Genomic DNA, 20,897 nt, shown 5'->3' with positions numbered 1-20,897 from the left:
AAGAGACAACCAAGGAATTTGGTCATGAAACAAGTACAAGACGCCTATATCGTTGCTGCCACGCGCACGCCCATCGGTCGCTCGCACAAGGGTTTTTTCCGCAACTACCGTCCCGACGATCTGCTGGCCACCACGCTCAAGGCGGCGCTGGCCCAGGTGCCCGGGCTGGACCCCAAGGCGATCGAGGACATCGTCTGCGGCTGCGCGATTCCCGAAGCCCAGCAGGGCCTGAATGTGGCGCGTATCGGTGCCGTGCTGGCAGGGCTGCCCACCAGCATCGGCGGCATCACCGTCAACCGCTTCTGCGCCTCCGGTCTGTCGGCCGTGGCCATGGCGGCGGACCGTATCCGCGTCGGTGAAGCCGATGTGATGATTGCTGCCGGTGTGGAGAGCATGAGCATGGTGCCCATGATGGGCAATGCGCCCAGCCTCTCGCCCAGCATCTTCGAGCGCGATGGCGATGTGGGCATTGCCTACGGCATGGGCCTGACGGCAGAGAAGGTGGCCCAGCAATGGAAGGTCTCGCGCGAGGCGCAGGATGCGTTTGCACTCGAATCGCACCGCCGCGCGATCGCCGCGCAGCAGGCCGGCGAGTTTGCCGCCGAGATTACGCCGATCGAAGTCACCGACCGCACGCTGAACATCGCCACAGGCGAAACCGTGGCCAGCACGCGCACCGTGAGTCTGGACGAAGGCCCGCGCCCCGATACCAGCCTCGAAGGCCTGGCCAAGCTGCGCACCGTGTTTGCGGCGCGCGGCTCGGTCACTGCGGGCAACAGCTCTCAGACCAGCGACGGCGCGGGCGCGCTGATCATTGCCAGCGGCGACGCCGTCAAGCGTTTTGGCCTGACGCCGCTGGCGCGTTTTGTCAGCTATGCCAGCAAGGGCGTGCCGCCCGCCATCATGGGCATTGGTCCCATCGAGGCCATTCCCGCCGCGCTGCGCTACGCAGGTCTCAAGCAGGACGATATCGACTGGTACGAGCTCAACGAAGCTTTTGCGGCCCAGTCCCTGGCCGTCATCAACACCCTGGGTCTGGACCAGAGCAAGGTCAACCCCATGGGCGGTGCGATTGCACTGGGCCATCCTCTGGGGGCAACCGGCGCCATCCGCGCCGCCACCGTGGTGCATGCGCTGCAACGCAAGCAGCTCAAGTACGGCATGGTGACCATGTGCGTGGGCATGGGGCAGGGTGCGGCAGGCATCTTCGAGCGCGTCTGAACGCCGCAGCCGCCATGCATACCGCCCAGTCGCAAGCCTCTGTGTCGGTTCCGCAGCAGGCCGCTGTGCAATGGACGGAGATGGCCTTGCCCATCTCCGTGGGCTCGGCCCATCTGGCGCTGCGCCAGTGTCAGCCCAGGGCGGTAGCGCCGCTGGCGCAGGTGGTGGTGGCTGGCGCCATGGGCGTGCAGCAAAGCTATTACCAGGCCTTTGCCCGATGGCTCGCGGAGCAGGGCTATGGCGTCACCACCTTCGACTACCGTGGCCATGGCCTGTCGCTGCAGGTGCCGCTGCGTGACGCCAGGGCCGACTTGCTGGACTGGGCCAAGGACTGCGAGCTGGTGGCAGCGCAGCTCAAGCAGCAGTTTCCCGAGCAGCCGCTGATCTGGATCGGCCATAGCGTGGGCTCGCAACTGCCGGGGCTGGCTTCCATCCCCCTGCCCATCAACGGCTTGCTGTCCGTGGGCAGCGGCAGCGGCTACTGGCGCGACAACGCGGCGCCCACCCGGCGCATGATCAGGCTGTTCTGGTGGGGTGTCGCCCCGCTGGTCACGGCTTTGTACGGCGCGTTTCCCGGACGCAAGCTGGGCATTGTGGGCGATCTGCCGGCAGGCGTGATCTGGCAATGGCGTCGCTGGTGTCTGAATCCTCTGTACGCCATGGGGGTGGAGGGGCGCTGGGCGGCCGAGGCCTATGCAGCAGCCCACTACCCCTTGCATGCGCTGTATTTCGAGGACGACGAAATGATGTCGCTGGCCAGCGTGCAAGCGCTGGTGGACTGGTACAAAAGTGCGCCCAGCACGCTGGAGCGTGTGGACCCGGGGCTGGCTCCTGCCGGACGCATAGGCCATCTGGGGTATTTCAAGGAAGAGATGCGCGAGCTACTGTGGCAGCCCCTGCTGCCTTTGCTGCAGAGCTGGCGCAACGGTGATCGCGGCCCAGGCAAACCCTTGTTCGGGCCGCATGAGTCACCTGTTTGACGGCTTTCATTCCCGCCCTTGGGCAACACTGCCAATCATGAGCACAGACCTCCACCCCTTTGATCGTGCCGTGGCGCTGAGCGCTACGGGAGTGCCCAATCAGTACCAGGGAACGGCTTCGCCCGATTACTGGAATATGGTCGGCCCTTATGGCGGCATCACGGCGGCCAGCCTGGTGCAGGCCATTCAGCAGCACCCGCAGTGCCTGGGCGATCCGCTGTCCATCACCGTCAACTATGCGGCAGCCGTTGGGCCGGGCGCTTTCGAGATCGAGGCCAGGCCGGTGCGTACCAACCGCTCCACCCAGCACTGGTTGCTGACCATCACCCAGCCCGATGCCGAAGGCCAGCCGCAGATCGTGACCACGGCCACGGCCGTGACGGCGGTGCGTCGCCAGACCTGGAGCGTCAGCGATATGCCCATGCCCGAGGTCCGGGCTGCTGCCGAGGTGGAGTGCGTGCCGCCGCTATTCAAGGCCTCCGAGTGGCTGACCCGCTACGAGATGCGATTTGTGGACGGCATCCTGCCGCGTGAGGAGGACGGTGCCGAGCGCGACAGTCTGACGCGGCTCTGGGTGAGAGACAATCCGCCGCGTCCGCTGGATTTCGCGTCGCTGGCTGCGGTCTCCGACGTCTTCTTTCCGCGGGCGTGGCTGCGCCGCTCCAAGCGCGTGCCTGCGGGCACGGTGTCCATCACGGTCTACTTCCATGCCGGGCGCGAGGAACTGGCCGAAGCGGGCGACGGACTGCTGCTGGCGCAGGCGCGCGGGCAGGAGTTCCGCAACGGCTTTTTCGACCAGACGGCCCAGCTGTGGAGCCAGTCCGGCCAGATGCTGGCAACCAGCCACCAGATTGTTTACTACAAGGAATAGCGCGCCGAAACCGGCAAGCTGTTCACATCATTCACAAGGCAAGACCATGAGCAATACCCAGGATAGCCAGGACATCCTGGTGCACACCGAAGAGGGCGTGTGCACCATCACCTTCAACCGCGCGACGAAGAAGAACTCCTTCACCGAGGCCATGTACACACAGATGGCGGATGCACTGGCGGCCGCCAAGGTCGACGCAGGCGTGCGCGTGGTGGTATTTCAGGGCGACATCGCCATCTTCAGCGCAGGCAACGATATTGCGGACTTCCTTAAGCAGGCGGCCACCCCCGATGCCATGGGGGCCGATGCCCCCGTGTGGCGTTTTCTGCAGGAAGTCTCGGCCTTTCCCAAGCCGCTGATTGCTGCAGTCTGCGGCCCGGCCGTGGGCATCGGCACGACGCTGCTGCTGCACTGCGATCTGGTCTATGCCGGCGACAACGCCGCGTTCTCGCTGCCCTTCATCAACCTGGGCGTATGCCCCGAAGCCGCTTCCAGCCTGCTTCTGCCCCAGATGCTGGGCTACCACCGTGCCGCCGAGGCCTTGCTGCTGGGCGAGCCCTTCATGGCGGAAGCCGCACTGGAAGTGGGTCTGATCAACCGCGTGGTGCCTCCCAGCGAATGCAATGCCGTGGCGCAGGCCCAGGCCAGAAAGCTGGCGCGCAAACCCCTGTCCTCGCTGATCGAGACCAAGCGCCTGATGAAGGGCGGTCAGGCCAAGGCAGTGGGCGAGCGTATTGTGGAAGAGGGCGCGGTCTTCGCCCGCATGCTGCGCGAGCCCGCGGCCAAGGAAGCCCTGACAGCCTTCATGGAAAAACGCCACCCTGACTTCAGCCAGTGCTGAAGTCAGACCTTGCGGAAGCAAGACGAGCGCAGCGATGGGTGGCGGTTTCGCCAAAAACGCCACCCTGACTTCAGCCAGTGCTGAAGTCAGACCTTGCGGCAGCAGGACGAGCGCAGTGATGGGTGGCGGTTTCGCCAAAAACGCCACCCTGACTTCAGCCAGTGCTGAAGTCAGACCTTGCGGCAGCATGACGAGCGCAGCGATGGGTGGCGGTTTCGCCAAAACGCCGCCCGGATTCCGGCAAGTGCCGAATCCAGGCCAGCTTCGCCAGCCTGTAGCTGTGCCGATCTGAAAATCGCCCCTTGTCGGGCGATTTTTCTTTGACCAATTTTTCGGGGGTTGCCTATGACATCTAGTTCCGTTCCATCCCGCAACTCAGCGCAGGAGACTGCAGAGTCCGTTCAGTTCGAGCCTGAGTTCATCTCCGGCTTGCGCGAGATCTTTGAAACGCGCGTGGCCTTCAATCAGACGATCGGTCTGAAGATCGGCGAGATCACGCCCACGCTGGTGCAGGGGCATATCGCCATGAGACCCGATCTGATCGGACATTCGGCTTACCAACGCATTCATGGCGGCGTGATCAGCGCCGGCCTGGATTCCATGGGCGGGCTGGCTGTGATGGCGGCCATTGCGGCCAAGCATATGGACGATACGCCGGCGCAAAGACTGCATCGGTTTTCCCGGCTGGGAACGATTGATCTGCGTGTGGACTATATGCGCCCCGGCATCGGCAAGGAGTTTCTGCTCACCGCCAGAGTGCTGCGCCTGGGCTCACGGGTGGCGAATACCCAGATGGAGTTTCTGTCCGTGGACGGCGAGTTGCTGTCTACCGGCACGGCCGCCTATATCGTCTCTTGACGCTGTTCAGAAAAGAGAGCGTCTGGCGCTTGCGAAATATGGGGTAGAGATCGAAATGCGTAAAAACAAGGCAAGTGAACGCTTGCCCGGATGCAGCCAGATCTTTCATTGTGTGAGATCAGGCAATGCATGCAAGTAACTGAAACTTGTGAAAGCTTTGCTTACCGTTATTGCGAGATAAGGGCAAATGTTGCTGCTTATGCTGCATAGGATGGCGTTTTCTGACTAGGAGATTCCTGCCATGGCTGTGCAAAACCCGTTCTTCGGCAAACGTGAAAACGATAGCTTTCCTCCACGCAATTCCGTCACCGGGCTTTCGACAGCGAATGCCACAGCGACATCGGGTGCCAGCTCTTTGAGCAGTGCAGGCCTTGGCACGGCGCCTTCCAGCTCCATGCGCGCCTCGGCAGCTCCCGCTGCGCCTGTGGCAGAGGAAACCGGTGGCAGCAAGCTTACCGTCGGCCCGAACATCAAGCTCAAAGGCGTGGAGATCACGGATTGCGACACCCTGGTGGTGGAAGGAACGGTCGAGGCGACCATGAATTCCCGCGTCATCAAGATCGCCGAGCAGGGTGCTTTTCATGGCACGGCCGAGATCGATATCGCAGAAATCCATGGCAAGTTCGACGGCTCGCTCACCGTCCGTGAAAAGCTGGTGATCTATGGCTCTGGCAAGGTCAGCGGCAAGATCCGCTATGGCAAGGTGGTGATCGAAGAGGGCGGGGAGCTGACGGGGCAAATTGAGGCAGGAACCAGCTCCAGCAACAGCAGTGCAGGCAGCACCTCCGCTTCGGCCTGGAGCAAGAGCAGTGCCGGCAGCAGCACGGCAACGGCTGCAGCCAGCAGCAGTGAAACCACGGGTAGCGCTGCAGTCGCCTGAATCTCTGCGCACAGCCCATGAAAAAAGCGACCTTCCGAGGTCGCTTTTTTCATGCTCGATGGCGTGGATCAGCTCTTCGTGGCCGCCTGAGCCTGGATTTTTTCGCGCCAGGCGCGCGTCTGCTCGGTATCCGGCAGAGACTGGGGCTTGCCGGTGGCATCAATGGCCACATAGGTCAGACGGGCTTCGGTCACCTTCACATATTTGCCCTGGTCGGAAAAACGCTCGGCAAAGACCTCCACATCCACAGCGACCGAGGTGCGGCCCACATGCTGCACGCCGGCGTAAAAGGACAGAATGTCGCCCACGCGCACGGGTTGCTTGAAGATGAATTCGTTGACGGCCACGGTCACCATGCGGGTATGGCTGATACGCTGCGGCAGCACCGAGCCGGCCAAGTCCACCTGCGCCATGACCCAGCCACCGAAGATGTCGCCATTGGCATTGACATCGGCAGGCATGGGCACGACTTTGAGAACCAGTTCCTTGTCGGCGGGCAGGGCAACGCTGGGAAGGTCGGGCGAACGGGGGGGCATGGAAATCTGTGACACGAATGGAAAGATTGAATTGTCCCTCAACATCGGGTTTCTACCATGTCGACGGGAGAAAGCCACTAGCGACGGTTCGGGCAAGTAAGTAGGGGGTAACTATGGGACGGTGTTTGTGGTGGATGGGCTTGGGTCTGAGTGTGCTGCTGTCGGCCTGCAGCAGCCATCCGGTAAAAGCCCCAGTATCGGGTAGAGACGATGTGACATCTGCAACGTCGCTCAAGCCACTTGTACAGGCCGTGCAGCCATCTTGCCATCCGGAGCCCTTGACCGGTGCAGCGGCACTGGCGGGGCCGTTCACCGAGCTGTCGCCGCGGCAGGCCTTGCAGGCCGGTGCACTGAATGCGCGTGTCTGCTGGGCCGGCGGGTTGCGCACCATAGAGGCCGTCAGCGAGCAGCGCGATTGCATGGTTCTGCTGCATGCCGAGTTCAATGAGCAGGGGTTTCTGTCCTGGCCGCGCGAGGCCGGCTTCTTCAAGGCCTGCGGTGCTGGCCCGTATGACAGACAGTTGCTGCAGCCCTTCACCCTGGTCTGGGTGAGCGCAAAAGTGACGGGACAGGCAGAATTCGCAGGTACCCAGATTCCCGTCATAGAAATAGACGCCCTCTACCGCGGCTCCGACTGCCTGCAGGGCGACACAGCCCCACAATGCGTTCACAGTTACCTGCAACCCCTGAAGAAGCCGCAATAGCGGCAAACCAGTCAGACGGCGCCACGCTGCGTCGCCTCTTTCCCTATATCTGGCGCTACAAATGGCATGCGCTGGCAGCGCTGGTGTTCATGATCTGCGCCAAGCTGGCCAATGTGGGCGTGCCCATCCTGCTCAAGCATCTGGTCGATGCGCTGGATATCAAGCCCGGGCAGGCGCAGGCCGTGCTGGTGGTCCCCGTGGGGCTGCTGGCGGCCTATGGATTGCTGCGCTTTTCCTCCACCATGTTCACCGAGTTGCGGGATCTGGTTTTTTCCAAGGCCACGCAGGGTGCATCGCGCTCGATCGCGCTGTCGACCTTCGAGCATCTGCATGCCCTGAGCCTGCGTTTTCATCTGGAGCGTCAGACCGGTGGCATGACGCGCGACATCGAGCGCGGGGTGCGTAGCACCGAGTCGCTGATCTCATATTCGCTCTACTCCATACTGCCCACGCTGATTGAGATGGCGCTGGTGCTGGGTATTCTGGCCGTGCGTTTCGACATCTGGTTTGCCGTCATCACGCTGGCAGCGCTGGTGTTCTATATCGGCTTCACGGTCACCGTGACGGAGTGGCGCACCCGCTTCAGAAAAGAGGCCAATGCGCAGGAGTCGGCGGCCCATACCAAGGCCATCGACTCCCTGCTCAATTACGAGACCGTCAAGTACTTCAACAACGAACAGTTCGAGTCCGCGCGCTACGACGAGAACCTCGAGAGCCTGCGCCGCGTGCGGCTCAAGAGCCAGACCACGCTGTCCATGCTCAACTGCGGCCAGCAGCTCATCATCGGTGCTGCGCTGGTGGCCATTCTGTGGCGGGCCACGCAGGGCGTGGTCGACGGCAGGCTGACGCTGGGCGATCTGGTCATGATCAACGCCTTCATGATTCAGCTCTACATTCCGCTGAATTTCCTGGGCGTGATCTACCGCGAGATCAAGCAGAGCCTGACCGACCTGAACCGCATGTTCACGCTCATGGACAAGGAGCGCGAAGTGTCCGATGCGCCTGGCGCCCAGCCCTTGCATATCGACAATCCCCCGCCTGAAGTGCGGTTTGAGAACGTGCAGTTTGCCTACGATAGCGCGCGCCCCATCCTGCACGATGTGAGCTTCACCATTCCTGCAGGCAAGACCGTGGCCGTGGTCGGTCCCTCGGGTTCGGGCAAGAGCACGCTGGCGCGTCTGCTGTTTCGCTTCTATGACGTGCAGGGCGGTCATGTGCGCATTGCCGGGCAAGACATCCGCACGGTGACCCAGAGCAGCGTGCGGCACTGCGTGGGCATCGTTCCGCAGGACACGGTGCTGTTCAACGACACGGTGGCCTACAACATTGCCTATGGGCAACCGGGCGCCTCGCAGGAGCAGGTGGTTGCAGCGGCCAAGGCCGCACGCATCCATGACTTCATCGAGCGCACGCCCCAGGGCTATGCCACGCGAGTGGGCGAGCGCGGCCTCAAGCTATCGGGCGGTGAAAAGCAGCGTGTGGCCATCGCGCGCACCCTGCTCAAGAATCCACCGATTCTGATCTTCGACGAAGCGACTTCGGCACTGGACAGCGCCAACGAGCGCGCCATCCAGAACGAGCTGCGCAGCGCGGCGCAGGGCAAGACCTCTCTGGTCATTGCCCACCGCCTGTCCACCGTGGTCGAAGCGCATGAAATCCTGGTCATGGACAGCGGCCGCATCATCGAGCGCGGCACGCACGAGGAGTTGCTTGCCGCCGGAGGGCGTTACTCCAGCATGTGGAATATGCAGCTCAACCAGGCGGAGTCATCGGAGATTTCCGCCTGAGTACGGTTACCTTTCGCCAGACGTTTGATAAGCCACCTTCGGGTGGCTTTCTTTTTGATCGCTTTGCTTTTATGTATACATGTTGTTAGGTGTTTACCCTTGAATTTGCAATTAAATCGCTGTTTTTTGATTTTTATGTATACATTTCTTCCGTCTACCAAGAACTAAATACCCCGCGAGACATGCCACCCTCCATTGCCACCGCTGCTGCTGCGGAAGAAAACCATTCCCAGGTCGTGAAGGCGCAGCTGCAACTGCGCGAAATGATTCTTGCCGGCGAGATGGCTGCCGGCGAGCGCATCTCCGAGCTGGTGCTGGCCGAGCGTCTGGGTATCTCCCGTACTCCCATACGTGCAGCGCTGATGCGGCTTGAGCAGGAGGGCATGCTGGAAGCCACGGCTGGCGGGCGCGGCTACAAGGTGCGCGTGCTGTCCGAAGCCGATGTGTCGGACGCCATCGAGCTGCGCGGCACGCTGGAAGGCCTGGCGGCGCGCATGGCGGCCGAGCGCGGGGTGGATGAAGCCCTGCTGGCGCGGGCCACGCGCTGCCTCGATGCCATCGACCGTGTGCTGGATGCCCAGAACTGGGGCGACGAAGCGTTTTCCGCCTATGTGGCCCTGAACTCCGAATTTCACGACATCCTGCTGGAGATGTCGGGCAGCAGCTTCATGCAGCGCGAGCTGGAGCGGGTCAAGCGCCTGCCCTTTGCCTCCCCCTCGGGCTTTGTGGTGGCCGACTCCGAGTCTCCGCGCGCGCTTCGCAGCCTGATCCTGGCGCAGGAGCAGCACCGTGAAGTGATTGACGCCATCGAGCACCGCGAAGGCGCGCGTGCCGAGGCGCTGATGAAAGAGCACTCGCGCATTGCGCGGCGCAATCTGCGCGAAGCCATGCGCTCGCCCGAGACCACACGCGTACCCGGTGCGCAACTGATTCGCGCCAGCCGCTGACGGCCGGTCTGCCGCGCCGCAGGCTGCGCCGGATCAAAACCCCCGACCGATAAATACAAGGAGACATCCACGATGAACCATCAGGCACAAGCCATTTATCCCCGCAACACCTGGTATGTGGCGGCCACCGCAGCCGAGGTCACGGACAAGCCGCTGGGGCGCCAGATCTGTGGCGAGCGCATGGTTTTCTACCGTGCACTGGAAGGCAAGATGGCCGCCGTCGAAGACTTCTGTCCGCATCGTGGTGCACCGCTGTCACTGGGCCGCGTCTGTGAAGGCAAGCTGGTCTGCGGCTATCACGGGCTGGAGATGGGCTGCGACGGCAAGACGGTTGCCATGCCCGGCCAGCGCGTGCGCGGCTTTCCTGCCATCAAGAGCTATCCGGTGGAAGAGCGTTACGGCTTTGTCTGGGTATGGCCGGGCGACAAGGATGCGGCCGATACAGCGCTGATCCCGGATCTCCAATGGCATGACAACCCCGAGTGGGCCTACGACGGCGGCCTGTTTCACATCAAGGCCGACTATCGCCTGATGATCGACAACCTTATGGACCTGACCCATGAGACCTATGTGCATGCCAGCAGCATCGGTCAGGCCGAGATCGACGAGACGCCCTGCAAGACTGAAGTCTTGGGTGACAGCGAAGTGGTCACCAGCCGCTTCATGGAAAACATCGAGGCACCTCCGTTCTGGAAGATGGCTCTGCGCAGCAACGGTCTGGCCGATGACGTGCCTGTGGACCGCTGGCAAGTCTGCCGCTTCACCCCTCCCAGCCATGTGCTGATCGAAGTCGGTGTGGCACATGCCGGCAAGGGCGGCTATGACGCAGCGGACGAGCACAAGGTCTACAGCATGGTGGTGGACTTCATCACGCCCGAGACCGACGGCAGCATGTGGTACTTCTGGGGCATGGCGCGCAAGTTCAATCCCGGCGATGCATCGGTGACGGCAGCCATCAAGCAGGGCCAGCACAAGATCTTCAGCGAAGACCTGGAGATGCTGGAGCTGCAGCAGCGCAATCTCGAGGACTATCCGCAGCGTCAGCTGCTCAAGCTCAATATCGATGCCGGCGGCGTGCAGTCGCGCAAGATCATCGAGCGCCTGATCGACGAGGAGAAAAACGAGTCGCGCGTTGCGGCGCTGGCTTGAGCGGCGGCAGGTAGGGGCAGATCATGTCTGTAGATGGAGTAATCTTGCAGCTCCCCGAATCGGAGTCAGCGCTGTCCATAGTCAGCGCTGCCCTTGCTACGCTGCTGCATGGAATCGCCCACCACACCCAACCCGCTTTCCCTGGATCTCTACGACCAGCCAGGTCATCTGATTCGACGAGCCCAGCAGATTGCTGCGCTGCTGTTTCGAGAAGTGCTGGGCCCCGATGTGACGCCGGTTCAATACGCCATCCTGCGCATGCTGCAGGAGTCTCCCGGCATCGACCAGGTGACGCTGGCGCGTCTTGTCGCGCTGGACAACTCGACCACGGCCGATATCGCTGCGCGTCTGGAAAGCAAGGGCTGGATTCATCGCGAGTTGCTGCCCAGGCGTCAGCGCCGTCTGAGTCTGACCACCGAGGGCGAAGCCATGCTGGCCGCGTTTGTGCCCAATGTCTACGAGCTGCAGCAGCGGATGCTTTCCGCGCTGGAGCCCGAAGAGCAGGCGGAGTTCAAGCGTCTGCTGCGCAAGTTCGTGCAGTTGCACGACAGCACTGAAGCCGGCGAGCAAGCGGCGATCAACGGCTAACAGCCCGTTCTGGCTCGGCGGCTTCACCACGATCAAGCCGGCGCGACTAGGGAATTCACTTGTGCTGGATCAAGAGTTCATTCAGTAAACTGAATGTGATTCAGTATGCTGAATGAATGATAAAAAACAAGGAGACAACGATGGAACAGGATTTGCGCGCGCATCTGGACCAGCGGCCCATGACGACCTTCCAATGGTCGGTCATCGCGGTATGCATGGCCCTGAACATGATCGATGGTTTTGACGTGCTGGTGATGGCCTTCACGGCTTCGGCGGTGTCCGGGCACTGGAAGCTCAGCGGATCGGAGCTGGGCTTTTTGCTCAGTGCCGGCCTCTTCGGCATGGCCGCAGGTTCGCTGCTGCTGGCACCCATGGCCGACAGGCTGGGGCGCCGTCCCCTGATTCTGCTGTGCCTGGCCGTGTCCGGGCTGGGCATGCTGGCTTCGGCCTGGAGCCAGACGCCGACGCAGCTTGCGGTGCTGCGCGTGATCACGGGCCTGGGCGTGGGCGGCATTCTGGCGTGCAGCAACGTGATTGCCAGCGAATATGCCTCGCTGCGCTGGCGCAGTCTGGCGGTCACGCTGCAATCGACCGGCTATGCGCTGGGCGCAACCATCGGCGGCAGTATTGCGGTCTGGCTGCTGGCCCACCATGGCTGGCGCTCCGTCTTCATGTTTGGCGGCTTTTCCACGCTGGCGGTGCTGGTTCTGGCCTGGTTTGCCTTGCCGGAGTCCATGGACTTTCTGCTGGTCAAGCGGCCCGCCAATGCGCTGCAGCGTCTCAATGCCCTGATCCGCAAGATGGGCCTGCCCGCACTGGGCTCCCTGCCTCAGGCCGTGGTGGCAGGCATCGGTGAAAGCAAGCGCATGGGGCCTTTGCAGCTGCTGTCTCCCAAGCTGCTGCGCCCCACGTTGCTGGTCTGGCTGTCCTTCTTCTCGGTGATGTTCGGCTTCTATTTCGTGATGAGCTGGACTCCCAAGCTGCTGGCTGCCTCGGGCCTGACGCCCGAGCAGGGCGTGACCACGGGTGTGCTGCTGAGCCTTGGCGGCATTCTGGGCGCGACCTTGCTGGGTCTGCTGGCGGCGCGCTTTGCGATTCACCGTGCGCTGGCGGTCTTCATGCTGGTGACGGCAGTGCTGCTGTGCTTTCTGGTGGGCAGCTCCGGTGCGCTGTGGATGTCGTACACGCTGGCCTTCCTGATCGGCGTGTTCGTGAATGCCTGCGTGGCCGGCCTCTATGCGATTGCGCCGGTGGTCTACGGCAGCGATGTGCGCGCCACCGGTGTGGGCTGGGGCATCGGCATCGGTCGCATCGGGGCGATTGTGTCGCCACTGGTGGCCGGCGGCCTGCTGGATGCGGCCTGGTCGCCCGACCAGCTGTACCTGGGTTATGGCATGGCGTTTGTCCTGGCTGCCGTCATCGTGTCCATGCACCGTATTGCCGGCCCGCAGGTCGCGCCCAGGCGCACCACGTCCGAAACAGTGGCCGCTCATTGACCAGGGAGACTTCGATGAACCAAATTTCTCACACCATGAGCGCAGTCGCGCCTGCCTTTCCGCTGGATCAATGGTACGTGGCGGGCTTTGCCTGGGAGCTGAAGGACCAGCCGGTGGCGCGTACCTTGCTGGGCCAGCCGGTGGTCCTGTTCCGCACGGAAGATGGCCGGGTCGCGGCGCTTGAGGATCGCTGCTGCCACCGCGAGCTGCCGCTGTCCTGCGGCACGGTGGAAGCTGCGGGTCTGCGCTGCGGCTACCATGGCCTGCTCTTCAGCCATGAGGGGCAGTGCCTCGAAATACCGGGCCAGGAACGGATTCCGGCCAAGGCCTGCGTGAAGTCCTTCGAGCTGCGTGAGCGCGACCAGATTCTCTGGATCTGGATGGGCGCGACGCCGGATTCCGTGCCGGGAACGGAGCCGCCGGCCTATGCCGTGCACAGCGACCCGCAATATCGTTTTGGCGGCGGCGTGTACCACTACGACGCTCCGTATCAGCTGATTCACGACAACCTGCTGGACCTGAGCCATCTGGGCTATGTGCACCTCAAGACCATCGGCGGCAACGCCCGCGTGCATATGAACGCAGATCTCAAGGTCAGCCAGGACGGGGACAGCGTGAAGGTGGTGCGCTGGATGCCGGACTCTGATCCCCCACCTACTTATGCACAGGCCTGGCCTTTTCAGGGCCGCATCGACCGTTGGCAGGAAGTGGAGTTCCATCCCTCGCATGTGCGTATCTGGACCGGTGCCATGGATGCGGGCCAGGACAGGCTGGACAACCCGGCTCGAGAAGGATTCCATATGCGCGGCTTTCACGGCGTGACGCCGGAGACGGAGACCAGCGCGCATTACTTCTGGACGATTGCGACCAATCCGCATCCGCAGATGCAGGACACCACACAGCTGGTGATCGATCAGACGGCGGCCACTTTCGAGGAAGACAAGGTGGTCATCGAAGCCCAGTTCCGCAACCAGCAGCGGTTTGGTTCACGCGCCGTGGTGGATATCCACGTGGATGTGGGGCCCAACCGTGCGCGGCGCGTGATTGAGCGGTTGCGCCAGGCCGGCGCGCAAGCCTCGCAGGCGCTGGCCTAGCGACGCACAAGCAAAAGAGAAGTACCCGAGATGAAGACTGAAACCACGTTCGAAGTGCGCATTGCGCACAAGCAGGAGCAGGCAGCCGGTATCTGCAGCCTGGAATTGCGGGCTCTGGAAGGCGCCAGCCTGGCGCCGTTCAGCGCCGGCTCGCACATCGATGTGCACCTGCCTGGCGGGCTGGTGCGCCAGTATTCGCTGAGCAACGATCCCGCCGAGCTGGATCGCTATGTGATTGCCGTGCTGCGCGAGCCTGCCTCGCGCGGTGGCTCGGCGGCCGTGCACGAGCAGCTGCAGGCCGGCCAGCAGATCACCATCAGCCACCCGCGCAACCATTTCGAGCTGCATGCGCCGGCCCGCAAGCATTTGCTGCTGGCAGGCGGCATAGGCATCACGCCGATTCTGGCCATGGCGCGCAAGCTGGCGAGCGACGGTGCGGAGTTCGCCTTGCACTACTGCGGCCGCTCGCGCGAGCGCATGGCTTTCGCCCAGACCATCGAGACTGCGCAATGGGCTGACAAGGCGCAGATCCATGTGGATGACGCGAATGGAAAGTCGTCGCTGGGTTTGAGCGAATTGCTGCAGCAAAGAGAGCAGGGTCAGCATCTGTATGTGTGCGGGCCCAAGGGCTTCATGGACGCCGTGCTCGACACGGCGCGAGAGGCGGGGTGGCCTGCGGAGCAGCTGCACTACGAGTTCTTTGCCGCCGAAGTGGAGCACCGCGCCGACGACGAGAGCTTCGAGGTGGAAGTCGCCAGCAGCGGCCAGGTGGTGCGCGTCACGCCGGCGCAGACCGTGGTGCAGGCGCTGGAGTCCATCGGCGTCTGCGTTCAGACCTCGTGCGAGCAGGGCGTCTGCGGCACCTGCCTGACACGCGTCATCTCGGGTCAGCCCGATCACCGCGATATGTATCTCACCGAAGACGAGCAGGCGGCCAATGACCAGTTCCTGCCTTGCTGCTCGCGCGCCAGGTCCGGCCGTCTGGTGCTGGATCTGTGACCAGCGGATCGGGCAGGCTTTGACCATGCGCGGGCAGGGCTGGCGCAGCCTGCTCAAAATAGGCGTTTTCCATGAAAGCGCCGCGTTCCCGCCATGAAGCCTGTCCTGCTAGTTCTGAATCTCCAGGTCCCCGCCCATCTGCAGCAGATGGAGCAGACCTTTGCCGACTTTGATGTGATCTATGCGCCCGAGGCCGATCAGGCCGAGGCCGCAATCGCCGCCCACGGCGCGCGCGTGCAATGCGTGTGCACGATTGGTGCGACGGGCCTGTCGGCCGCGCAGATGAAGCGCATGCCCGGGCTTTCGCTGGTCTGCGCCATGGGCGCGGGCTACGAGAACATCGACGTGGCCCATGCCAAGGCGCACGGGATTGCCGTCGGCAACGGCGTGGGCACCAACGACGACTGCGTGGCCGACCACGCCATGGGTCTGCTGATCGCCGCGGTGCGCGGCATCGTCAAGCTGGACAAGGCCACGCGTGCCGGCATCTGGCGCTCGGCCCTGCCGCTGCCGGCCAATGTCTCGGGCAAGCGCCTGGGCATCGTGGGGCTGGGCCAGATCGGCGCCAAGATCGCCAGGCGCGCAGCCGCCTTCGACATGCCCGTCGGCTATCACAACCGCAAGCCGCGCGAGGGCGTCGACTACCGCTACTTTGACGATCTGCTGGCGCTGGCTACCTGGGCCGATGTGCTGCTTGTGGCCACGCCGGGCGGCGCGGGCACGCGCCATCTGATCAATGCAGAGGTGCTCGATGCCCTGGGCGAAAAAGGCGTGCTGGTGAATATCGCGCGCGGCTCGGTGGTCGATACCGAGGCGCTGGCCGAAGCCGTGCGTGCAGGCCGTCTGGCTGGTGCCGGACTGGATGTCTACGAAAGCGAGCCGCAGCCGCCGCAGCAGCTCATCGATCTGGACGCCGTGGTGCTGACGCCCCATGTGGGCGGTTGGTCGCCCGAGGCCGTGCAGAACTCGGTGGACCGCTTCATCGCCAATATGCGCTGCCATCTGGATGGCAAGCCCTTGGTCTCACCCATCTGAATGCTATTGAATTGAAAGCTGTTTGCGCTTTATAGATATCAATATTGAGATGATTTAATGCTGAAATATATCTACAGAGTGCATGGGTTGCTATTGATTTTGAGTAGATGAAGGTCTTGCTGCTTGCCGTGCTTGTCTACCTTCTGGTACAAGCGCGGGCAAGAAGCAACGAGAGGGCATTCATGGATTTGAGCGCATTGCAGCAGCAACTAAAGGAGTTTGCCAGCGAGCGTCACTGGCAGGAGTTTCATACCCCGAAGAACCTGGCAATGGCGTTGATGGTCGAAAGCGCCGAATTGCTGGAGATCTTTCAGTGGATGACGCCGCAGCAGTCCCAAGGTGTCAAGGTCGATCCTGTGCAAAAAGCCAAGGCGGCCGATGAGATTGCAGATGTGTTGCTATATTTGTTGCAGCTTGCGGATCAGCTTGGTATCGATATTCCTCAGGCCGTGGGTCAGAAGCTCCTCAAGAATGCGCAAAAGCATCCGGCGGCCTTATCGGTTCAGAATGCTGTGACACCTGTCCAAGAGGAGGCAATTGAGTTGCACGGCATGTCGGATGCCTGCGTTCATGCGAGTGAGGCGAACGCCGCAGCGACAAAAGCGGAGAGTGCCGATAGCGTGCACGTTCTGATTGATTGGGAAAACGTCCAGCCAGCCTGGAGTGAAGTGCAAGCCATGGTGCCCGACTGTACGCATGTCTGGCTTTTGCATGGCCCTCATCAAAAACAAATGGATGCAGGCTATCAAGCGCTAGGAGAGCGCTTTACCTCGGTGCCATCAGTACAGGCCGGTAAAAATTCACTGGACTTTCAGCTTTCGTTCTATTGTGGCTACCTGGCTTCCAAGAGGGGAAAGCGTCTGGTCGTTGTAGCCAACGATCTAGGCTACGAGCCAATGATTAAGCATGCCAAGCTACTGGGGTTTGATGCAATGCGGCTTGGTGTGTCTATGGCTAAGGTTGCAGAGCCTGTTTCTGCGGCAAAAGCGTCTGGTGCGAGTGCGGGTGCAGTGCTAAAAACGGCAGAGGCCTCTCCTCGTTCCGAGCCCTTGCCGAAGAGGAGCACAGTCGCAGCAGTGTCTACAGCTAAGGCGGGCGTTGTGAGCAAGCCCATGGCCTCAACGTCACCCGTAAACGCGACGGCAGTCAAACCCGCATCAGCCAAGGTCAAGTCTCAGAGCGCTGCCGTTCCTGCAGGATTGCTGAACCCATCGGCGGCACAGTATGCATATCGGCTGCTTACCACTTGGCGTGAAAATCAAAATCGTCCAGCAAAGCCTGCGGCTCTACTCAACGCCATCAAGGCGATGACCCGTAGCGAAAATCTTGAGGCACCGATTGTGCAGAAGGTGTATGCGCTGCTTCAGACGCGAGGTGATATCCGCCTGGATGAGTCTGGATCAAAGCTGTCCTACCGGCAGTAAGGCAGCATGTGCTGGCTTCTTGAATGATTAAGAGATGAAGAATCCCCGCACAGATCGCTCTGGCGGGGATTTTCATGAAGTGTGCAGATTATTTCTGACTAGCAGCAATGGCCTTTTCGGCCTTGTCGACCAGCGGTGCGCCGATCTGGCTCTTCCACTTGTCGTAGACGGGGCGCGTGGCCTTCACAAAGGCTTCGCGCTCGGCAGCGTTAGGCGTGGTCACGGTCACGCCGAGGCCGGCCAGGTCCTTGAGCAGAGGCTTGTCGGCCTCGACCAGGCCCTTGCGTGCAATGGCGATTTCTTCCTTGGCGGCATCCAGCGCGGCCTGCTTGACGATGGCCTGGTCGGCAGGTGTCCAGCTGGCCCACACGTCCTTGTTGACGACGAAGATCAGCGGGTCGTTCATGTAGCCCCACATGGTCAGATGCTTCTGGCCCACGGACTGCAGCTTGGCGGCCATGTACACGCCGATGGGGTTCTCCTGGCCGTCCACGGCGCCGCTGGCCATGGCCGGCTGGGCATCGGCCCAGCTCATCTGCGTGGGGTTGGCGCCCAGGGCCGTGAAGGTGTCCAGGAACAGGGGCGAGCCCACGACGCGGATCTTCATGCCCTTGAGGTCGGCAGGCGTCTTGATGGCGTGCTTGGAGTTGGAGATTTCGCGGTAGCCGTTCTCACCCCAGGCCAGAGGCACGACGCCGCCTTTTTCCAGGGTCTTGAAGATTTCCTGGCCCACTTCGCCCTGGGTCACGGCATCCACGGCCTTGAAGTTGGGGAAGAGGAAGGGCATGGAGAACAGGTTCAGCGACTTGACCTGGGGCGACCAGTTGATGGTCGAGCCCACGGCCATGTCGATCACGCCCTGGCGCAGTGCGGAGAACTCACGCGTCTGGTCGCCCTGCACCAGCGATGTGCCGGGGTAGAGCTTGATGTTGATGCGGCCCTGGGTGCGTTCGCGCACCTTGTCGGCCCACAACTCGCCACCCTTGCCCCAGGGGAAGGCCGTGCCCAGCACCAGGGACATGCGGTATTCGCTCTTGTACTTGGCCTGGGCCATGGCCATGGGCGATGCGAAAGCCAGTGCGGCGGCTGTCGCCACGGCAGATGCGAGGAAGGTACGAAGTTTCATTTGGTTTGTCTCCCTTTTAGAAACGAAAAAATGCTTTGCTTGTTAGATGCATTGCACATTGAATAAGCACGGCCCATCTCAGTAGACACCGCGCAAGGGCCGCCCCGCCGCGCTGGTGTCGTCCCCCCCGAAGAGAGAGGGGATGCGGCAAAGCCGCTCAGGGGAGGCTAGTACCCCATCTTTGCGGGCAGCCACAGAGCAAGCTGCGGGAAGGCAATGACCAGAATCATCACGACGAACATGGACAGCAGCATCCAGCCTACCCAGCGCACGGTGGACTCCATGCGCACGCCCGCGATGCGGCAGCTGACCATCAGGTTCACGGCCAGTGGCGGCGTGAACTGGCCCAGTGCCACCTTGAGCGTGAGGATCACGCCAAACCAGACGGGGTCCCACTGGTAGTGATTCATGATGGGCAGCAGCAGCGGCACAAAGATCAGGAAGATCGAGATGCCGTCGAGGAACATGCCCACGGTGATCAGCAGCAGGATCAGCAGACCCAGCACGCCGTATTCGCCGAGACCGGAATTCACGATGGCATTGGCCACCGGATCGATCACGCCCAGGGTGGACAGCGAGAAGGCAAAAATGCCGGCCAGCGACACGACCAGCAGGATCACGGCCGACAGCTCGCCCGCTTCGCGCAGAATCGGGAACAGGTCGCGCACGCCGATGGTGCGGTGAATCACCATGCCGACGAACAGGCCGTAGAACACGGCAACCACGGCGGCTTCGGTGGGCGTGAACCAGCCCATGCGCATGCCGCCCAGGATCAGCACTGGAGCCGCCAGGCCCCAGGAGGCCTCGCGCAGGCTCTTCCAGAACGGAGGGCGGGGCATGGAGGCTTCGAGTGCGCCCATCTTGTGCTTGCGCGACATCCACACGGCGGGAATGATGAGCGCGATACCCGCCAGCACGCCGGGAATCATGCCGGCCGCGAACAGGGCCGGCACCGAAGCACCGGGCACCAGCACCGAGTAGATGATGAAAGCCACCGAAGGCGGAATCAGAATGTCCGTCGCTGCGGCCGCTCCGACCACGCTGGCAGAGAAGCTCTTGGGATAGCCCGCGCGGCTCATGGCGGCAATCATCACGCCGCCCACGGCCGCCGCATTGGCCGGCCCGGAGCCGGAGATGCCGCCCAGGAACATGGCCACGGCAATCGCCACCAGCGGCAGCATGCCGGGGCCGCGGCCCACGATGGCCACAGCAAAGTTCACCAGCCTCAGGGCAACGCCCGAGCGATCGAAGATGGAGCCCACGAGCACGAACATGGGAATCGCCAGCAGCGGATATTTGCCCAGCCCGGCATAGAAATTCTGCGGCACGGCCAGCAGGCCGAACCACTGCGTATCGGCATTGGCCAGGGCAATCGCGGCCGCCCCGGCCAGGCCGAGGGCCGCGCCAATGGGTACGCCGATGAACATCAGGCCCAGAAAGGCCACGAACAGCAAGGTGGCGATCATGCGATCTCCTTGCTGTGGTCTTTTTCCACGGGCTCGTCAGGGAAGGCGCCGGGCTTGCCCTGGCGGATGAACAGGCCGATGGCGCGCAGCGTGATCAGGGCGGAGACCACGGGCAGCCAGATCGAATACCACCACTGCGGCAGGCCGATGCCGGGCGAGGTTTCCTCGAAGCGGAAGTCGTCCCAGACCACGCGCACGCTGAGCACGGCAATGATGGCAAACAGCAGCGCCACCATCAGCGAGCCGAAACGGGCCAGAGCCTTGCGGCGCTGGACGGAGCCGCTGTCCGAGAAAAACTCGATGCGGATATGCTGATTGCGCGCCACGGCGGCAGAGCCTGCGACCAGAGCCAGCAAGATCATCAGAAAGACCGAGATTTCCTCGGTCCAGGCAAAGGAGGAGTTGGTGAAATAGCGCACCAGCACATTGGCAAAGGTGATCAGGGCCAGAGCGGCCATGATGATCACGGTCAGCCAGTCTTCAATGCGCAGGGAGCGAGGCTCGTCCGGGCGCGCGCCGGTATCGGCACCACCATCGGTCTCGGGAGGAGTGGAGGACATGAACGCGGAAAGTCAGAAAAACACACAGGGGTCAGGGCAGCTCGCCTGAATGGCGTGATCCGCGCGCACTCGATGAAAATGCCCTTATGTTCACGACTTACGCAAAACGGGTTCAGGCAACACGATTGCCTCAGGAGGCAGGCCGTTGTTGCAATCTGGTTTGCGTAAGTCCTTATGTTGTTCCTTGACCTTCACGGCGTTGTGCACCGGGATGGCTTGGAGCGAGTAGACACACCGGATAGATGTGAGCAAATATTATCAAGGTATCTATGTCGCATGGCTTACGTCGTGCAGCAGGCATTACCCTAGGGTCTGACGAGCACGGCAGGCTTGGC

The 20,897-nt window shown here is 62.3% G+C and carries 20 protein-coding genes; 16 read left to right on the top strand and 4 right to left on the bottom strand.

Annotation, left to right across the window (positions count from 1 at the left end):
- The first annotated feature begins 24 nt into the window (after positions 1-24).
- From DJFAAGMI_RS10795 to DJFAAGMI_RS10770, 6 genes are all read left to right on the top strand, one after another.
- Positions 25-1,221 (top strand): acetyl-CoA C-acyltransferase, encoded by a 1,197-nt coding sequence (locus DJFAAGMI_RS10795; RefSeq protein ID WP_211457141.1) that lies wholly within the window; start codon positions 25-27, stop codon positions 1,219-1,221.
- Between the two features lie 14 nt (positions 1,222-1,235).
- Positions 1,236-2,201, top strand: a complete 966-nt coding sequence (locus DJFAAGMI_RS10790) for an alpha/beta hydrolase family protein (protein WP_211457140.1) — start codon at positions 1,236-1,238, stop codon at positions 2,199-2,201.
- Between the two features lie 37 nt (positions 2,202-2,238).
- Complete coding sequence (locus DJFAAGMI_RS10785) at positions 2,239-3,072, top strand: acyl-CoA thioesterase (RefSeq protein WP_211457139.1); 834 nt, start codon at positions 2,239-2,241, stop codon at positions 3,070-3,072.
- 46 nt (positions 3,073-3,118) lie between these two features.
- Entirely contained in the window at positions 3,119-3,913 is a 795-nt protein-coding gene (locus DJFAAGMI_RS10780; RefSeq protein ID WP_211457138.1) for an enoyl-CoA hydratase, read from the top strand.
- A gap of 345 nt (positions 3,914-4,258) precedes the next feature.
- Positions 4,259-4,771 carry a thioesterase family protein gene (locus DJFAAGMI_RS10775; RefSeq protein ID WP_211457137.1) on the top strand — a complete coding sequence of 171 codons (513 nt, stop codon included), beginning with the start codon at positions 4,259-4,261 and terminating at the stop codon, positions 4,769-4,771.
- 241 nt (positions 4,772-5,012) lie between these two features.
- Positions 5,013-5,651, top strand: a complete 639-nt coding sequence (locus tag DJFAAGMI_RS10770) for a bactofilin family protein (protein WP_211457136.1) — start codon at positions 5,013-5,015, stop codon at positions 5,649-5,651.
- Between the two features lie 68 nt (positions 5,652-5,719).
- Here DJFAAGMI_RS10770 and DJFAAGMI_RS10765 read toward each other — a convergent pair whose 3' ends face one another.
- A complete protein-coding gene (locus DJFAAGMI_RS10765) occupies positions 5,720-6,187 on the bottom strand; it encodes an acyl-CoA thioesterase (RefSeq protein WP_211457135.1) in 468 nt (155 codons plus the stop codon).
- A gap of 212 nt (positions 6,188-6,399) precedes the next feature.
- On the opposite strand from DJFAAGMI_RS10765, the gene DJFAAGMI_RS10760 reads away from it, so the two are divergent.
- From DJFAAGMI_RS10760 to DJFAAGMI_RS25045, 10 genes are all read left to right on the top strand, one after another.
- Positions 6,400-6,891: a hypothetical protein gene (locus DJFAAGMI_RS10760; protein ID WP_211457134.1), complete on the top strand. Its 492-nt coding sequence runs from the start codon at positions 6,400-6,402 to the stop codon at positions 6,889-6,891.
- On the top strand, positions 6,849-8,678 hold the full coding sequence (locus tag DJFAAGMI_RS10755; protein ID WP_211457133.1) for an ABCB family ABC transporter ATP-binding protein/permease: 1,830 nt from the start codon (positions 6,849-6,851) through the stop codon (positions 8,676-8,678). Before DJFAAGMI_RS10760 ends, DJFAAGMI_RS10755 begins: the two co-directional genes overlap by 43 nt.
- A gap of 182 nt (positions 8,679-8,860) precedes the next feature.
- Positions 8,861-9,625, top strand: coding sequence for a GntR family transcriptional regulator (locus DJFAAGMI_RS10750; protein WP_211457132.1), 765 nt, complete (start codon positions 8,861-8,863; stop codon positions 9,623-9,625).
- Positions 9,626-9,697: 72 nt separating this feature from the next.
- A complete protein-coding gene (locus DJFAAGMI_RS10745; RefSeq protein WP_211457131.1) occupies positions 9,698-10,774 on the top strand; it encodes an aromatic ring-hydroxylating dioxygenase subunit alpha in 1,077 nt (358 codons plus the stop codon).
- A 108-nt stretch (positions 10,775-10,882) separates the two neighbouring features.
- Positions 10,883-11,362 (top strand): MarR family winged helix-turn-helix transcriptional regulator, encoded by a 480-nt coding sequence (locus DJFAAGMI_RS10740; protein ID WP_003081275.1) that lies wholly within the window; start codon positions 10,883-10,885, stop codon positions 11,360-11,362.
- A 140-nt stretch (positions 11,363-11,502) separates the two neighbouring features.
- The gene (locus tag DJFAAGMI_RS10735; protein ID WP_211457130.1) at positions 11,503-12,858 is read left to right on the top strand and encodes an MFS transporter; all 1,356 of its coding nucleotides are present in this window, start codon (positions 11,503-11,505) and stop codon (positions 12,856-12,858) included.
- 14 nt (positions 12,859-12,872) lie between these two features.
- Positions 12,873-13,952, top strand: a complete 1,080-nt coding sequence (locus tag DJFAAGMI_RS10730) for a Rieske 2Fe-2S domain-containing protein (RefSeq protein ID WP_211457129.1) — start codon at positions 12,873-12,875, stop codon at positions 13,950-13,952.
- 30 nt (positions 13,953-13,982) lie between these two features.
- Positions 13,983-14,951: a PDR/VanB family oxidoreductase gene (locus tag DJFAAGMI_RS10725; RefSeq protein WP_211457128.1), complete on the top strand. Its 969-nt coding sequence runs from the start codon at positions 13,983-13,985 to the stop codon at positions 14,949-14,951.
- 93 nt (positions 14,952-15,044) lie between these two features.
- On the top strand, positions 15,045-15,986 hold the full coding sequence (locus tag DJFAAGMI_RS10720; protein ID WP_211457127.1) for a 2-hydroxyacid dehydrogenase: 942 nt from the start codon (positions 15,045-15,047) through the stop codon (positions 15,984-15,986).
- Positions 15,987-16,093: 107 nt separating this feature from the next.
- Positions 16,094-17,410 (top strand): PIN domain-containing protein, encoded by a 1,317-nt coding sequence (locus DJFAAGMI_RS25045; protein ID WP_211457126.1) that lies wholly within the window; start codon positions 16,094-16,096, stop codon positions 17,408-17,410.
- Between the two features lie 88 nt (positions 17,411-17,498).
- On the opposite strand, the gene DJFAAGMI_RS10710 is transcribed toward DJFAAGMI_RS25045, so the two are convergent.
- From DJFAAGMI_RS10710 to DJFAAGMI_RS10700, 3 genes are all read right to left on the bottom strand, one after another.
- Entirely contained in the window at positions 17,499-18,536 is a 1,038-nt protein-coding gene (locus DJFAAGMI_RS10710; RefSeq protein ID WP_043008642.1) for a DctP family TRAP transporter solute-binding subunit, read from the bottom strand.
- Between the two features lie 167 nt (positions 18,537-18,703).
- The gene (locus DJFAAGMI_RS10705) at positions 18,704-20,002 is read right to left on the bottom strand and encodes a TRAP transporter large permease (protein ID WP_043008640.1); all 1,299 of its coding nucleotides are present in this window, start codon (positions 20,000-20,002) and stop codon (positions 18,704-18,706) included.
- Positions 19,999-20,562, bottom strand: a complete 564-nt coding sequence (locus tag DJFAAGMI_RS10700; protein ID WP_211457125.1) for a TRAP transporter small permease — start codon at positions 20,560-20,562, stop codon at positions 19,999-20,001. Before DJFAAGMI_RS10700 ends, DJFAAGMI_RS10705 begins: the two co-directional genes overlap by 4 nt.
- Between the last annotated feature and the right edge of the window lie 335 nt (positions 20,563-20,897).

The organism is Comamonas brasiliensis (assembly GCF_018292285.1).
Lineage (GTDB): Bacteria > Pseudomonadota > Gammaproteobacteria > Burkholderiales > Burkholderiaceae_C > Comamonas > Comamonas brasiliensis.
This window is presented reverse-complemented; position numbering and strand designations above follow the sequence as displayed.

What these genes read in the sequence shown, in the direction of transcription:
- DJFAAGMI_RS10795 (WP_211457141.1), top strand. Translation starts at nt 25, where the DNA reads ATGAAACAAGTACAAGACGCCTATATCGTTGCTGCCACGCGCACGCCC.
- DJFAAGMI_RS10790 (WP_211457140.1), top strand. Translation starts at nt 1,236, where the DNA reads ATGCATACCGCCCAGTCGCAAGCCTCTGTGTCGGTTCCGCAGCAGGCC.
- DJFAAGMI_RS10785 (WP_211457139.1), top strand. Translation starts at nt 2,239, where the DNA reads ATGAGCACAGACCTCCACCCCTTTGATCGTGCCGTGGCGCTGAGCGCT.
- DJFAAGMI_RS10780 (WP_211457138.1), top strand. Translation starts at nt 3,119, where the DNA reads ATGAGCAATACCCAGGATAGCCAGGACATCCTGGTGCACACCGAAGAG.
- DJFAAGMI_RS10775 (WP_211457137.1), top strand. Translation starts at nt 4,259, where the DNA reads ATGACATCTAGTTCCGTTCCATCCCGCAACTCAGCGCAGGAGACTGCA.
- DJFAAGMI_RS10770 (WP_211457136.1), top strand. Translation starts at nt 5,013, where the DNA reads ATGGCTGTGCAAAACCCGTTCTTCGGCAAACGTGAAAACGATAGCTTT.
- DJFAAGMI_RS10765 (WP_211457135.1), bottom strand. Translation starts at nt 6,187, where the DNA reads ATGCCCCCCCGTTCGCCCGACCTTCCCAGCGTTGCCCTGCCCGCCGAC.
- DJFAAGMI_RS10755 (WP_211457133.1), top strand. Translation starts at nt 6,849, where the DNA reads ATGCGTTCACAGTTACCTGCAACCCCTGAAGAAGCCGCAATAGCGGCA.
- DJFAAGMI_RS10750 (WP_211457132.1), top strand. Translation starts at nt 8,861, where the DNA reads ATGCCACCCTCCATTGCCACCGCTGCTGCTGCGGAAGAAAACCATTCC.
- DJFAAGMI_RS10745 (WP_211457131.1), top strand. Translation starts at nt 9,698, where the DNA reads ATGAACCATCAGGCACAAGCCATTTATCCCCGCAACACCTGGTATGTG.
- DJFAAGMI_RS10740 (WP_003081275.1), top strand. Translation starts at nt 10,883, where the DNA reads ATGGAATCGCCCACCACACCCAACCCGCTTTCCCTGGATCTCTACGAC.
- DJFAAGMI_RS10735 (WP_211457130.1), top strand. Translation starts at nt 11,503, where the DNA reads ATGGAACAGGATTTGCGCGCGCATCTGGACCAGCGGCCCATGACGACC.
- DJFAAGMI_RS10730 (WP_211457129.1), top strand. Translation starts at nt 12,873, where the DNA reads ATGAACCAAATTTCTCACACCATGAGCGCAGTCGCGCCTGCCTTTCCG.
- DJFAAGMI_RS10725 (WP_211457128.1), top strand. Translation starts at nt 13,983, where the DNA reads ATGAAGACTGAAACCACGTTCGAAGTGCGCATTGCGCACAAGCAGGAG.
- DJFAAGMI_RS10720 (WP_211457127.1), top strand. Translation starts at nt 15,045, where the DNA reads ATGAAGCCTGTCCTGCTAGTTCTGAATCTCCAGGTCCCCGCCCATCTG.
- DJFAAGMI_RS25045 (WP_211457126.1), top strand. Translation starts at nt 16,094, where the DNA reads ATGAAGGTCTTGCTGCTTGCCGTGCTTGTCTACCTTCTGGTACAAGCG.
- DJFAAGMI_RS10710 (WP_043008642.1), bottom strand. Translation starts at nt 18,536, where the DNA reads ATGAAACTTCGTACCTTCCTCGCATCTGCCGTGGCGACAGCCGCCGCA.
- DJFAAGMI_RS10705 (WP_043008640.1), bottom strand. Translation starts at nt 20,002, where the DNA reads ATGATCGCCACCTTGCTGTTCGTGGCCTTTCTGGGCCTGATGTTCATC.
- DJFAAGMI_RS10700 (WP_211457125.1), bottom strand. Translation starts at nt 20,562, where the DNA reads ATGTCCTCCACTCCTCCCGAGACCGATGGTGGTGCCGATACCGGCGCG.